At 67.1% G+C, this 12,997-nt stretch carries 9 protein-coding genes; 7 read left to right on the top strand and 2 right to left on the bottom strand.

Annotation, left to right across the window (positions count from 1 at the left end):
* Positions 1–10: 10 nt before the first annotated feature.
* Complete coding sequence (locus ACPDIX_RS02610; protein ID WP_423430221.1) at positions 11–1,426, top strand: Gfo/Idh/MocA family protein; 1,416 nt, start codon at positions 11–13, stop codon at positions 1,424–1,426.
* 13 nt (positions 1,427–1,439) lie between these two features.
* On the opposite strand, the gene ACPDIX_RS02605 is transcribed toward ACPDIX_RS02610, so the two are convergent.
* On the bottom strand, positions 1,440–3,848 hold the full coding sequence (locus ACPDIX_RS02605) for a glycoside hydrolase family 36 protein (RefSeq protein WP_423430220.1): 2,409 nt from the start codon (positions 3,846–3,848) through the stop codon (positions 1,440–1,442).
* 83 nt (positions 3,849–3,931) lie between these two features.
* Positions 3,932–4,303 (bottom strand): metallopeptidase family protein, encoded by a 372-nt coding sequence (locus ACPDIX_RS02600; RefSeq protein ID WP_423430219.1) that lies wholly within the window; start codon positions 4,301–4,303, stop codon positions 3,932–3,934.
* Between the two features lie 311 nt (positions 4,304–4,614).
* Between ACPDIX_RS02600 and ACPDIX_RS02595 the strand changes: the two genes are divergently transcribed.
* The 6 genes from ACPDIX_RS02595 (at position 4,615) to ACPDIX_RS02570 (ending at position 12,816) form a co-directional block, all read left to right on the top strand.
* Positions 4,615–5,526, top strand: a complete 912-nt coding sequence (locus ACPDIX_RS02595) for an SCO family protein (protein ID WP_423430218.1) — start codon at positions 4,615–4,617, stop codon at positions 5,524–5,526.
* Between the two features lie 223 nt (positions 5,527–5,749).
* Complete coding sequence (gene pfp / locus ACPDIX_RS02590) at positions 5,750–7,048, top strand: diphosphate--fructose-6-phosphate 1-phosphotransferase (protein WP_423430217.1); 1,299 nt, start codon at positions 5,750–5,752, stop codon at positions 7,046–7,048.
* Positions 7,049–7,233: 185 nt separating this feature from the next.
* On the top strand, positions 7,234–9,003 hold the full coding sequence (locus ACPDIX_RS02585; protein ID WP_423430216.1) for a multiheme c-type cytochrome: 1,770 nt from the start codon (positions 7,234–7,236) through the stop codon (positions 9,001–9,003).
* Positions 9,000–9,884 (top strand): cytochrome c3 family protein, encoded by an 885-nt coding sequence (locus ACPDIX_RS02580; protein ID WP_423430215.1) that lies wholly within the window; start codon positions 9,000–9,002, stop codon positions 9,882–9,884. The genes ACPDIX_RS02585 and ACPDIX_RS02580 overlap by 4 nt, the downstream gene beginning before the upstream one ends.
* A gap of 6 nt (positions 9,885–9,890) precedes the next feature.
* A complete protein-coding gene (locus ACPDIX_RS02575) occupies positions 9,891–12,083 on the top strand; it encodes a hypothetical protein (protein ID WP_423430214.1) in 2,193 nt (730 codons plus the stop codon).
* Positions 12,084–12,132: 49 nt separating this feature from the next.
* Positions 12,133–12,816 carry a 3-keto-disaccharide hydrolase gene (locus tag ACPDIX_RS02570; RefSeq protein WP_423430213.1) on the top strand — a complete coding sequence of 228 codons (684 nt, stop codon included), beginning with the start codon at positions 12,133–12,135 and terminating at the stop codon, positions 12,814–12,816.
* Positions 12,817–12,997: the final 181 nt, after the last annotated feature.

The raw sequence follows: 12,997 nt of genomic DNA, 5'->3' as shown, positions 1-12,997 counted from the left end.
GAGCCGGCTTATGAAGACGAACCGTTCTCAACCTCGCCAGATCAGCCGACGCACCTTCCTGAGCACCGCGGCCGCGGCCGTGGCATTTCCCACCATCATACCGGCCAGCGCACTGGGCGCCAACGGACGCCCGGCCCCTTCCGAGCGGATCACCATGGGCATCGTGGGCTGGGGCATGCAAGGTCCCAGCAACACACGAGGGTTCCTGGTTGAGAAGGACTGTCAGGTCGTGGCCGCCTGCGACGTGCACAAAGGCCGGCTTCAGGCCGCCGTGGACACCATCAACCGCCACTACGGCAACAAGGATTGCAAGTCCTACACCGACTTCCGCGAGATGTTCGCCCGCAAGGACATTGACGCGGTGATGTTGGCGGTGCCGGACACCTGGCACGGAATCATGTCCGTGGAGGCAGCCCGCCAGGGCAAGGATATCTACGGGGAAAAACCGCTGGCCCGGACCGTGGCGGAGCAACAGGCCATCGTCCGCGCCGTGCGCCGCTACGGTCGCATCTGGCAGACCGGTTCCTGGCAACGATCGGAACGCCACTTCCGCTACGCCTGCGAGATCGTGCGCAACGGATTGATCGGCAAAATCCGGCGCATCGAAGTGGGTCTGCCCGCAGGGCACCATGACTTCGCCGGCACGCTCAAGGCCTTTCAGGAAAAAATGGCCCGCATCCCGGGTGCGCCCAGGAACCCCGCCGAAGTGGTCCCCGGCACACCCGCCTGGGACGCGGCGGTTTCCGACCCGCCCCCGGAGCTGAACTGGGACATGTGGCTCGGCCCGTCACAGATGGAGCCCTACATCGAGGTCCGGGCCCACATGAACTGGCGCTGGAACTACAACGTGGGCGGCGGCCAGTTGCTGGATTGGATCGGCCATCACTGCGACATTGCCCACTGGGGCCTGGGCAATGACGACCGCATCGGGCCGCTGGAGATCGAAGGGGTGGGCGAGTTCCCGCCCGCCAAGGCCATCTGGAACACCTGCACCCGTTACCGGCTGGTCGCCAGATACCCGGGCGACATCGAGGTCATCATCGCCGGAGGTCACGACGACATCCGCAGCGGCACCAAGTGGATCGGCACCGACGGCTGGGTCTGGGTCAACCGCGGCAACGCGTTCGAATCTTCCAACCCCGAATGGAACGAGCGCAGGTCGTTGCCCGATGACCTTCGCAAGGTCAGGCTGTACGAGTCCCCGGGACACTTCCGGAACTTCCTGGACTGCGTGAAGTCGCGCCAGCCGACGATCACGCCCGTGGAAGTGGCGCATCACTCCGCCATCCCCGGGCACCTCGGATTGATCGCGTTGCTCGTCGGCCGGAAGATCCGTTGGGATCCGAACAAGGAGATCATCCTGGGCGATCCCGGCGCCAGCCAGCTCCTCTCCCGCGAGCTGCGCGCGCCATGGCGGCTGACCTGAGGGCCCGCCTGACTCAGTCTGTATTCGAAGCATCCGGGCCCGGGCGCCGGTCGCCGTGCCCGGGCCACTGAACCTGCCACTCCGCCACACCGCCGTGCGGCGGAAGAAAACCGATGCGCACCAACCTGCCCTCGGTCCGCAGAGCAACAGGCACCCGCACGGCGACTGTTCCCGGCAGGCCGCGCAGGGTCACCCACGCACGCACGGGCGCTCCGTAGCCGCCGGTTTCCGGCAGGACCACCCGCAGCTCGTACGGGTCACGGCCGACCACCCGACTGCGCCCGCCCAAGGTCCGGCGCGCCCGGTCCCAATGCTCCTCCTCCACGTCCACAATGCCCTGCGTCACATGCCGCGAGGTGCTGATCACCTGCGGATGATCCGAGGTCGGACGCAGCATCCAGATCCGGCAGGCCCGTGCCGGCACCGTCGCCGACAAATGACCTTGCGCCGGCGCGGCAAGGGAATCCTCCCAGAACTCGAAGCGTTCCCAGAAACGCGCCGGGTCCAATCCCAGCTCCGCCAGTGGTTCGTCCGCGCTCCAAGGTTGCGCGTCCCAATTGAACAGGCCGACGAGCACGCGCACCCCGTTGGTCCGCTCGTCCCGCACCACCCACACCCGGGCGGGCTCGCGCTCGAACAGATCCACCGGCCGGGCCGGCCGGCCATGCGACGGCAGCGTCCGCTTCAAGATGTCAAGTCGCTCGGCCGGCAGATCCGGCAGCCAGTCGCTGTTCATCCACAGGTTCCCGCTGACGGTCACCCAGGAAGCGATCAGCCGCGCCTGTTCGAGCGGCACACTCGGGCGGACATACACCGGGTCCGGATCGTTGTACCAGACCCGACCGTTCAAAAAGTACTGTCGGGAACTGAACAGCGGTCCCCGGATCAACCGGTCCCATTCCGGTCCGTTGTCCGGTCCCACGCGCATGGCATCCACCCATCCCATGGCGGCTCCGTAGGCCCGCATGTTCTGTGCCGCGTTGCAACCCAGCAGGAAGACCTCCGGCCCCGCAGCTTCCCGCACCAGTTTCAAACCCTCACGCAACGCCTCGATGTTGGACCGGTAGGGATCGTGAAACCGTGCGTCGCCCATGTGGTCCTCCTGGTACCCGCTGTTGATGTACTGCTGCCGCGTGGCGCTGCCGGTCCACAGCCCGTCCAGCTTGAGATACCGGAAGCCCCACTCGTGCACGATCCGGCGTGTGACCGATTCCACATGGGCTCGGGCCCCGGGATGGGTCAGATCCAGACAGGTGCCGCCCCAAGCCGTCTCGTACGGTGCGCCGTCCTCGCGGCGCGCGAACCAGTCCGCATGCGGCGCAAACCACGGATCATACCACGTCCCCGCAAAGGGCATGTACCAGAGACCCGGCACGAGCCCCAGACGACGAATCGAATCAGCCGCCGCCTTCATTCCGGATGGATAGGGTCCGGCAGGATCGTGCGTGGTGAAGTTGCGGCGCGGTCCGTTGGTCGAAAAACCGGCCTGCCACTTGTCGTCAATTTGAACCACTTGAAAGCCGAAGGGAGCGAGTTCACGCGCCGCCAGCTCGGCCAGCTGCCGCAAATGCACCTCGTCGGACGCCCCTCCGTGCGGGCGCGAGTACCACGTGCAGTACCCGCACGGCTGCGGCGGCAGGCGGATCCCATAATGATGCGCCACGAGCTCCGCCCATTGTTCCAAACCAAGGCGCGCGTCTCCGAACCAACCGACAGCGAACACCTCGGAGGTCACCTCCCCGTCCGGCTTCAGCCGGACACGCCCGTAATCGAGCCTCGCCCGGAGTTGCACCCGCTCGTCCCGAACCGACGGAAACCAAACGCCACTGGCCCGGTCGTGGGTGATCCAGCCCGCAACCAAGCCGGCCCGGCTCCGCGGACGCGCCACCGCAAGCCAGACGTACGAGCCGGGACTTTGCGCCGGGGAGGCCAACCCGCCCGTTCCCAGCACGCGCCATCCCTCCGGCTCCGGCTCTTCCGTCAACCGCCCCTCCCAAACCTCCCACCGAGTCAGCTCCTGCCCGGGAAACCCTGCCGCAGGCCGGATCGCCCGGCCGCATACGAATCCCGAGCCCGCCACGGGCCAGATCTGCAAGCGGCACCCGTCCTGCAGCCGCAGCTCCCACGCCGCGCATCCGTCCGCCGGCACGTTCGACACGGCCACCCGGTGAATCGCGGTCACCGTCGCGCCGGCAGGCCGCATACGAAAGAACTCCCGCCCGTCCGACGAACGGGTCAGCACCAGCCACTGCCCGGTAGCGTCCCAGCGCAGGGCCACCGTGCCGTTGCTCAACTCCGGCGGGTCGGACCCCGCCACGGTCAGCATGGAAAGCACGAAGACCGACAGCCAGAACCGGCCCACCGCAGCCCGGCCGGCGGGGCCGTGACCCCGATTCGCACCAGCTCTTCGTGCTCGGTTCACAAGGTCGAGGGTAGCCGGGATCACACCGTATGCCTGTCGGACAAACGTTCGAGTCCGGTCGTCCCCGCTCCGCTGCGCGTCGGTCATTCCAGGCCGCGTTCCGTCAGCTCGTCCTCGCTCAAGCCCAGGTAATGCCCCAGCTCGTGCAGGTAGGTGGTCCGGACCTCCTCGCGATACACTTCTTCGTCCCCGCCGGCAAATTCCCACAGGTTCAACAAAAACAACAAAATCTGCGGCGGCAGCGGTACCAGCCCTTCCTCGGCAAAAGCGGCGCCGGTGAACATCCCCAGAGTGTCGGGCGCAAAACCTTCCTCCTGCAGGGCCCGGTTGGGACGGCGTTCGAAGGTGACCGGCACCTCGCGCGCACGCGCCTGCAGCGGCTGCGGCAGCGCGTTCAGCGTCGCCTCAACCTCCTCCTCCGCCAGCTGCTTCAGTCTTTGCCAGCAAGGTTGCATGGTCTCCAACGGTCCGAATGCGGCACGGCTGGCACCACAGGCCCGATCCGCGACCGCTCCCGCCCACCGAGTTTCCAATGTGCCGTCCCGCCAGGCCAAGCGCGAAAGCAACAGGCGGGCTCACCCTCGAGCGGAAATCCGATGCACCCCGCCGCGCGGCGCCGGGCAACAAGCCGGTGTAACCCCGGCCGCCAGTCCACGGCTCACCGGACGGACCGCCGGCGCCCTGTGCGCCCGCGCCAGGTCCGCGCAGGTCCGGCACCCGCTCATGACTTGCCGGAGCTCCCCACCTGCTGCAGGCTCCCCTCGACATGATGAACTTGGGGAGCACACGAGCCGCGGTGTTGGCAGCGTGCGCGCTGGCAGGTTGCTCCCGGGGCCCCCGGTCGGCCGAACCCGCAGGACCACCTCTGGCACCCCGGCAGTACGAGGTGCGGGGGACGGTGGTCAGACTCGACCCGGCTGCCAGCAACGTGGTGATCCAACACGAAGAGATCCCCGGTTACATGCGGGCGATGACCATGCCGTTTCCGGTCCGCGACACCAACCTGTTGGCCGGTCTTCAGCCGGGCGACACCGTGCAGTTTCGGCTGACGGTCACGGAGACCGACGGCTGGATCGAAGCCCTGGAAACGATCGCCACGCCGCGCACCAATCGGCTGCCCCTCACCGGGCCGTTTCGACTCGTCCGGGACGTGGACCCCCTCGAACCGGGCGACCGGCTCCCGGCCTATCCCCTCACCAATCAATGGGGCCGCCCGATCTCCACGACCAACTTCTCGGGCCGTGTCCTGGTGCTGTCGTTCATCTACACCCGTTGTCCGTTCCCCACCTTCTGCCCGCGCACCATGCAGCAGTTGATCACCGCCTGGCGGGAACTGGCCCGCCTCCCCGACACCGCCGAACGGGTGCATTTTCTGGTCGTCAGCTTCGATCCGGAACATGACACCCCGGACGTCCTGCGCGCCTACGGTCGCAGCCACGGTGCACCCGACGAGGGCTGGACGCTGGCCACCGGCGCCCTGATCGAGGTCACCGCACTGGCCGAACAGTTCGGACTCACCTTCTGGCGCGAAGACGGCGGCTGGGCCCACAACCTCCGAACCGCGGTGATCGCCCCGGACGGCCGCATCCGCACGATCCTACCGGGCAACCAATGGACGGCCGCGGAACTGGTGCGGGCAGTGCGAGACGCCCTGGAGGCGGCCCCTTCCGGTTCGTGACCCGGAGCCGCCGGACCCGGAACGCCCGGACTCCGCCGCGGCCGCCCCTCCCCACGCGCCGCCTGCCCGGCCCTCTCGACCAACAGGTTGGGACCTCTCGCCGCGAGTTGTTTTGACGTTGCGGCAGTTTTTGGCACACTCCCCGCGCCGGGGTCGAGGAAAAGGGGTGACAAGTCCCACTGAAACCCGACCCCGTTGGAATCAATCGGACTGAACACGATTTATGGCAAACGCAACCAACCGAGGCAAACTGGGCATCTTGGTGGGGGGCGGACCGGCACCCGGCATCAACGGGGTCATCGCCGCCGCCACCATTGAGGGAATCAATCAGGGGTTCGAAGTCATCGGGTTCCGAGACGGGTTCAAGTACCTGGCCGACGGCGACAGCCAGCATTACACCCGGCTCACCATTGACGACGTCAAACACATCCATCTGCGGGGCGGATCCATCCTCGGAACCGCACGCACCAACCCGGCCAAGTCCGACACCAGCATGCACAACGTCCTGGACGTGCTGAACAAACTCGGCGTGACGGCCCTGGTCACCATCGGCGGCGACGACACCGCCTTCTCCGCCAGCCAGGTCTACAAGCGCGCCGAGGGGCGCATCCGCGTGGCGCATGTGCCCAAGACCATTGACAACGACCTGCCCCTGCCGGGTTCCACCCCGACCTTCGGGTTCGAAACCGCGCGACATTACGGCGTCCAGCTGGTCCGAAACCTCAGTGAAGACGCCCAAACCACCTCGCGGTGGTACCTGATCGTCAGCATGGGTCGCTCGGCCGGACACCTGGCCCTGGGCATTGGCAAGGCCGCCGCCGCCACGCTGACCATCATTCCGGAAGAGTTCCGCGATCGTCCGGTCACCCTGGAGGAGGTCTGCGACATCATCATCGGTTCCATCATCAAACGCCGGGCCATGGGCCGGTACTACGGCGTGGTGGTGCTGGCCGAGGGCCTGATCGAGGCCATGGGCGAAAAGGGCCTCAAGAACGCCGTGCCGGGCGGCCAGCTCGAACGCTACGGCCGCGTGATCCGCGACGACCACGGCCACCTGCGCTTGGGCGAGATCGCCTTCGGTCGCCTGGTCAAGGACGCCCTGATGGCCCGGTTGGAACCGCTCGGTCTTAAAATCAGTTTCATTGACAAGGACCTGGGCTACGAACTTCGCTGCGCCGATCCCATTCCGTTCGACGCAGAGTACACCCGCGACCTCGGCTACGGGGCCATCAAGTTCATCCTGTCGGCCGATGCGGCCCAGTACGGCGCCATCATCAGCTTCATTGACGGGAAGATGGTGCCCCTGCCGTTCGAGAAGATGCTCAACCCGCAGACCGGCCGCTTCAACGTGCGGCGCGTCAACGTGGACGGCGAGTCCTACGAATGCGCCCTCCACTACATGATCCGTCTCGAGCGTTCGGACTTCGAGGACGTCGCTCAACTGTCCCGGCTGGCAGCCGTGGTCAAGATGACTCCCGAGCAGTTCAAGCAGCGGTTCGGTTACCTGGTCGGTCTGGCCTGAGGGCCACCCCTCCGGCCACAATTCGAACCTTCCCGCCGCAGTCGGCAAACCGCCACTGCGGCGGTTTCTCTTTTGGACCCGACTCCTCACCCGCTCCGGCCGCAACCGGCCAGAGCAAGTCCGGGAAAGGGTTCGGCAATATTCGTTTGGCCCCCCGACTCCACCGGCCTAGGCTGGCCTTGTCTATGGTCCGGCTCACGCATCGTCCACGCGATCGGTCGGGCTCCGGAGTCCCGATCCGCTGCGCCCTTGCCGCCGCCCGACAGACCGGGGCCGGGCCCGGACGCCGGCCCGCCCGGTGTGCGCATCTCCCGGCCCGCGGCCTCCTCATCCGCATTGTCCTGGCCCTGGCCGCCCTCGCCACAAGCCTCCATGCCCAGGCGCCCCACCTGAACCGCCCGGTCCGCGGCGGCATGCCCGGCCTGCCAATCCTCACCGGGATCGAATGGGTCACCAACGGACTTCGCCTGACCTGGGAAGGGCCGCCCGGCTACTACCGGGTGGAGTACCGGACCGCTCTCGACGCTCCCTGGCAGCCCCTCACCCCCGCCACCAACTTCGGGCGCATCACCACCGTACCGGCCCCGGCCCAAGCAGCCTTCTTCCGCATCGCCGGACCCGCGCCACACTACGCCGGCGCGGAAGCCTGCGCCACCTGTCATGCCGAGATCCACGCAGAAGAATTGCAGACCCGGCACGCCCACGCTCTCGAGTCGCTCGAACGGGTGGGCCAGGCCGACAACCCGGCCTGCCTGCCCTGCCATACCGTCGGTTACGGCCTGCCCGGCGGATTCGTCAGCCGGACCCTCACCCCCCACCTGGGCGGCGTCCAGTGCGAAAGCTGCCACGGACCGGCCGGCCTCCACGCCGCCAACGAAAACGACCCGCTGTTCCGGCCGCGGGTGGAAATCGCTGCCCAGATGTGCGGCGGATGCCACAACCAGGACAGCCACCGCACTCACTTCGAACAGTGGGCCGGCTCCGCACACGCGACGGTCACGGAAGACATGAACCCGCCCAACCGGATCAACTCCTGCGGCCGCTGCCATTCCGGTTCTTCCCGGATCGCACTCCTCAAGGGCGCCGATCCCGCCGCCACGGTGACCGGCGACGCCAACATGCCGGTCACCTGCGTCGTCTGTCATGATCCGCACCGCCGCACCGGTCACCCCGCCCAACTGCGCAATCCACTGGCCTCCTTCACCGATTACTCGCTCGGCACCGGCGCGAACTTTGCCACGGCTTACGATCCGGACATCCAACTCTGCGCCCAATGCCACAACCAGCGCGGCGCGACCTGGACCTCGAACACCCGTCCGCCACATCACTCGCCCCAGTACAACATGCTGCTCGGCACCGCAGGTCTGGTGCCCGAACACACCGCCTCCCGGCCGGCCGCCCATGCCTTCCTCGAAAAACAGTGCGTCTCCTGTCACATGCCCGCCGAGGGAGGCCGGGACGAGCAACATCCGGCCTTCGCCGCCCACACCTTCCGTGTCGAATCGTTCGATTCCTGCCTCGGTTGTCATCCGGCACCGGAGGCGCTCGTGGACTTCACCCGGTCGCTGGTGGACATGCAAATCCAGCGCGTCAAAGCAGCGCTGGACCTGTGGGCCCTGACGCGCGCACCGGAACCCCTCCGCCAATACGGCCCACGGGCCTGGGAGTACAACATCCCGGGCAGCCTCTCCAACCCCACCGGCTCCCCCCAAATACGCGGCCCGCGCAGCAGCAACGACCCGGCCCAGGACGAACAAGCCCTGATACCCGACCGGATTCGCAAGGCACGGTTCAACCTCTACCTCGTGGCGTATGACGGCAGCCACGGCGTCCACAACGGACCCCACGCGGCCCTGTTGTTGGACGCGGCCCTGCAATGGGTGGCCGAGGAACTGCAGATGCCGCCCGCTGCCGCGGCAACTCTGGCCCCGTCGAAAACCGATCCGCAACCATGAGCGAGCTTTCCCAACCCGTGGTGGTCCAGCGCCGCACGACCCGCCCCGTTCGCATGCGTCCGCTGGTGCGTTCCGGTCCCTGGATGCTGACGGCCTGCGCGGCCGTGGCACTGGCCGGATTGGCCTGCCGCACGGTCAATCGTGGCGTGGTCACCCTTCCCGAAGTGCCGGGCGCCACCTACGTGGGCAACGGCGAATGCGAACTCTGTCACGAGGAGATCGTGCGGGATTTCCTCACGGCGGATCACGCCCGTTTGATGGCGGCCGGCCCCCGGGCTCTGGCGGTCGGTTGCGAGTCCTGTCACGGACCGAGCAGCCTGCACGTGGAGTCAGGCGGCGAAGTCCTGCCACCTTACAGCTTCCGTGCGGGTCGTCCCCTGCCGCTGGGCGATCACCCCGTGACCGCCACCCTGGAGCAGCGCACCGTGGAACAGGCCTGTTACCGCTGCCACGGCCACATCCGCGCCCAGTTCAACCTGCCCTCGCACCATCCCCTGCCCGAGGGCCGGATGTCTTGCACGCAGTGTCATCCGCCGCACAAGGGCACGGCCCACGCGGCAGGCGGCACCCGGCTGCGAGCGGCAGAGGAAAACTGTCTCGAGTGCCACCCGGCCCAGCGCGGTCCTTTCGTCTTCGAACATGAAGCACTGCACGAGGGCTGTACCGTCTGTCACGTGCCGCACGGCAGCATCCATCCCAAGCTGCTGGTCACCCGGGACAGCAATCTCTGCCTGCGCTGTCACTTCCAGCAAATCCAGGGCGGCGTGCTGCGCATCGGCGGGGTGGACCACACCACCCGCGTGCGACAGGGCACCTGCTGGACCGCCGGTTGCCATGAAGCCGTCCACGGCTCGCGCGTCAGCCCCTCGCTCCGGTTTTGACCACCCATGAAAGCGACCCGATCCATGCTTCGTCCCCGCTCCCGGCTTCGCCGGCCCGCCCCGTTCTGGGTCGGACTGCTGCTGGCCCCGGCCCTCCCCCTGTACGCCCCCGGGGCGCCCGCCCAGTCCGAGGGTGCGGACCCCCCCGCCGAGGCGGACGCAAACACCGGAGAAACCGCGGAAGAAACCGCAGACACCGCCACGTTTTCTCCCCAGGAATGGTTCGAGGGCGGCGGCGAGGGCCTCAACAACTGGATCGAATTCGCCTTCGGCGGGTTCTTCACGCGCGGCAACCGCGCCGAGGCCCAGGCACGCCACCAGTTGAGCGACGGTCCGTTCGGCGGCATCCAGGACCTCCATTACCAGGCCGAGGTCGCCAAGGGCACCCAGCTCACCCTCGACGGCCGCGCCCTGTTCGATGAGCGGGATTATCGCCTGTCGCTCGCACTTTCCAAGGAAGACCTCGGGTTCATCCGATTCCACGCCTCGCAGTTCCGTCTCTGGTCCGATGCAGCCGGCGGCGGGTACGGCCCCGACCAACGTTGGCTCACCTTCCCCGGCGAGGAGGTCTGGGGATTGGACCGCACGGAACTCGGCGTGGAAGCCGGCCTGGTCCGGGAAAACCTTCCACGGGTCACTTTCCGCTACCGCCACCGCACCCGGGAAGGTGCGCGCGACTCGACCTCCTGGGGCATGGCCCATCCCTCCACCACCGACCCGAATCGCGCCCTCGGCGTGGGCCCGGCCTTCCATGACCTGGACGAAGCCATTGACACGTTCGAACTGGACCTGCGCCACCGAATCAAACAGACCGACGTCGGACTGAACCTTCGCTACGAAACCGCCGATCTCGACAACGCCCGCAAGGTGCTGGAGTACCCGGGCGAACCGATCGAACGCAAACTGACCGATCGCCAGGGAACCCGCTACGACCTGTTCAACCTCCACGCCTGGACCGAAACCTGGCTGCGCAAAAACCTGTGCTTCTCCACCGGCTACCTCTACGCCAACCTCGACAGCGATTTCGACGGCAGCCGCATCTACGGCAACGACTTCGACGTGGGTTACGTACCGGGTTATCCCCTCGGGTACACCACGCTCATCGGCGGAGCCCAACAACGCGAACACGTCCTCAACGCAAATCTCCTCTACCAACCACACGCACATTGGACCCTCGTGCCCTCGCTCAGGGTCCAACGACTGGATGCCGACGCAGACTCCCTTGGCCAGGGCACCCTCGGCAGCGCCGGCACGCTCTTCTCCGCACAATCGGAGCGCGATCTCATCGACGTGCGCGAACGGCTCGAGGTGCGTTACACCGGCCTGACCAACTGGTCCTTCCAGGCGGTGGCCGACTGGACCCAGAGCGACGGGAGCCTGGACGAACTCGGCGGGTTGAGCCGCGTCGGCGGCACGGGCGTGGCACCCGTCCAGCGCCGGACCGACGACAGCCGCTTCTTCCAAAAATACAGCCTGGGTGCCCGCTGGTACGCCGCCCGCTGGGCCACCCTCGAGGCGGGCGCCTACTTCAAGCGCCACCGCTACGAGTACTCCCACCAAACCGACAGCACCCCCAACAACGGTTTCGACCGCTACCCGGCCTACCTCGAGTACCAGCGCTTCGACACATGGGATGCCCATCTCGGGTTCACCCTCCGGCCCTGGACACGGCTGACCCTCATCACGCGCTACGAATTCCAACAGTCCACCGTCAACACGCGACCGGACCCCGCCTCTGGCCTGGGCCAGACCGAGTCCGCAGACATCACCACCCACATCCTGCAGCAAAGCCTCGGATTCACGCCCTGGTCGCGCCTGAGCCTCCAAGGGAGTTGGAGCTACGTATGGAGCCGGATCGAAACACCGGCCTCGGACCTCACACGCGCGCTGCTGGCCTCGCAAAACAACTACTGGATGGCCCAGCTCAACGCACTGTTCGTGGTGGACAACCGCACCGACCTGAATGCCGGTTGGTTCTACTACCGCTCCGACAATTTCGAGAACACCTGGGCCGACGGCCTGCCCCTGGGCGCCGGCGTGGAAGAGCACGGAATCACCGCCACCGCCACACGCCGCATCAGCCCGCACTTGCGTCTCACGCTGCGGTACGGCTACCTTCACCACCGCGATGAAACCTTCGGCCAGTCCCGCAACTACGAAGCCCACTGGATCGCCTCCAGCCTCCAATACCGCTTCTGAAACTGCGCCCGTCCGGGGCCGCATCCGGCACCCGGCGGCACGAACGTTCTTGCCCCCGGCCTGCACGGCAGGGTTGCTCGCCCTCCTGATCTGCGGCTGCCGCACCCCGCAACCGGCCGACACGGCCCTGGATCTGTTCAACGGCCGAGACCTCACCGGCTGGACCCACGTCCTTGAAGACCCCTCCGTGCCGAAAGAGGCCGTCTGGTCCGTGCAGGACGGCATCCTCGTCTGCCTCGGCAAGCCCACCGGTTTCCTCCAAACCACCCAGCGATTCACCAACTTCCGGCTCTTCGTCGAATATCGTTGGCCCCCGGGCAAGGAACCCTCCAACAGCGGCATCCTCACCCGCATCCAGCCGCCGCCGCGCCCACTGCCGCGCTGCATCGAGGTCCAACTCCGCCACGGCAACGCCGGGGACGTCATCGGCCTGCAGGGCATGCGCATCGGCGCCGGTCAATTGCGTTTCTTCGAAGGGCGCAGCCCGGCCGTGGGCGAGATCAGCGGCGTGCGCAAACTGGTGGACGCGGAGAACCCGCCCGGACAATGGAACCAGGTGGAAATCCTGGCCAAGGACGATGAATACACCGTCTGGATCAACGGCCAGTTGGTCAATCACGTCCGTTGCGTGACCCGCGCCGCCGGCCCCATCGGCCTCCAATCCGAAGGAGGCGAGATTCACTTCCGCCGCGTGCGGCTGATTCCCCTGCCCTCGGCAATTCCCATTCGCTGAAAACCAGCCAACGCCGGCCCACGCCACCCCATCGCCCACGGCGCCAGGGCATGACCCTCCCATTCCCCGGCATGCCCGCCCGTGCCACGACTTGTATTCGCCAAGGAAACCTCCGCCACCCACGGCCCGGCCTGATCGCCTGACCTCTTTCGGACCCGGGCAAGGGCTGCGCCAGGTCAGG

This window comes from Limisphaera sp. 4302-co (assembly GCF_049537155.1).
Taxonomy (GTDB): Bacteria; Verrucomicrobiota; Verrucomicrobiia; order Limisphaerales; family Limisphaeraceae; genus Limisphaera.
Note: the sequence above shows the minus strand (reverse complement) of the source record. Positions and strands in the feature narration are given on the sequence as shown.

Excerpts from the sequence above, each read along its gene's own strand:
- ACPDIX_RS02610 (WP_423430221.1), top strand. The coding sequence starts at position 11 with ATGAAGACGAACCGTTCTCAACCTCGCCAGATCAGCCGACGCACCTTC.
- ACPDIX_RS02600 (WP_423430219.1), bottom strand. The coding sequence starts at position 4,303 with ATGCAACCTTGCTGGCAAAGACTGAAGCAGCTGGCGGAGGAGGAGGTT.
- ACPDIX_RS02595 (WP_423430218.1), top strand. The coding sequence starts at position 4,615 with ATGATGAACTTGGGGAGCACACGAGCCGCGGTGTTGGCAGCGTGCGCG.
- pfp (WP_423430217.1), top strand. The coding sequence starts at position 5,750 with ATGGCAAACGCAACCAACCGAGGCAAACTGGGCATCTTGGTGGGGGGC.
- ACPDIX_RS02585 (WP_423430216.1), top strand. The coding sequence starts at position 7,234 with ATGGTCCGGCTCACGCATCGTCCACGCGATCGGTCGGGCTCCGGAGTC.
- ACPDIX_RS02580 (WP_423430215.1), top strand. The coding sequence starts at position 9,000 with ATGAGCGAGCTTTCCCAACCCGTGGTGGTCCAGCGCCGCACGACCCGC.
- ACPDIX_RS02575 (WP_423430214.1), top strand. The coding sequence starts at position 9,891 with ATGAAAGCGACCCGATCCATGCTTCGTCCCCGCTCCCGGCTTCGCCGG.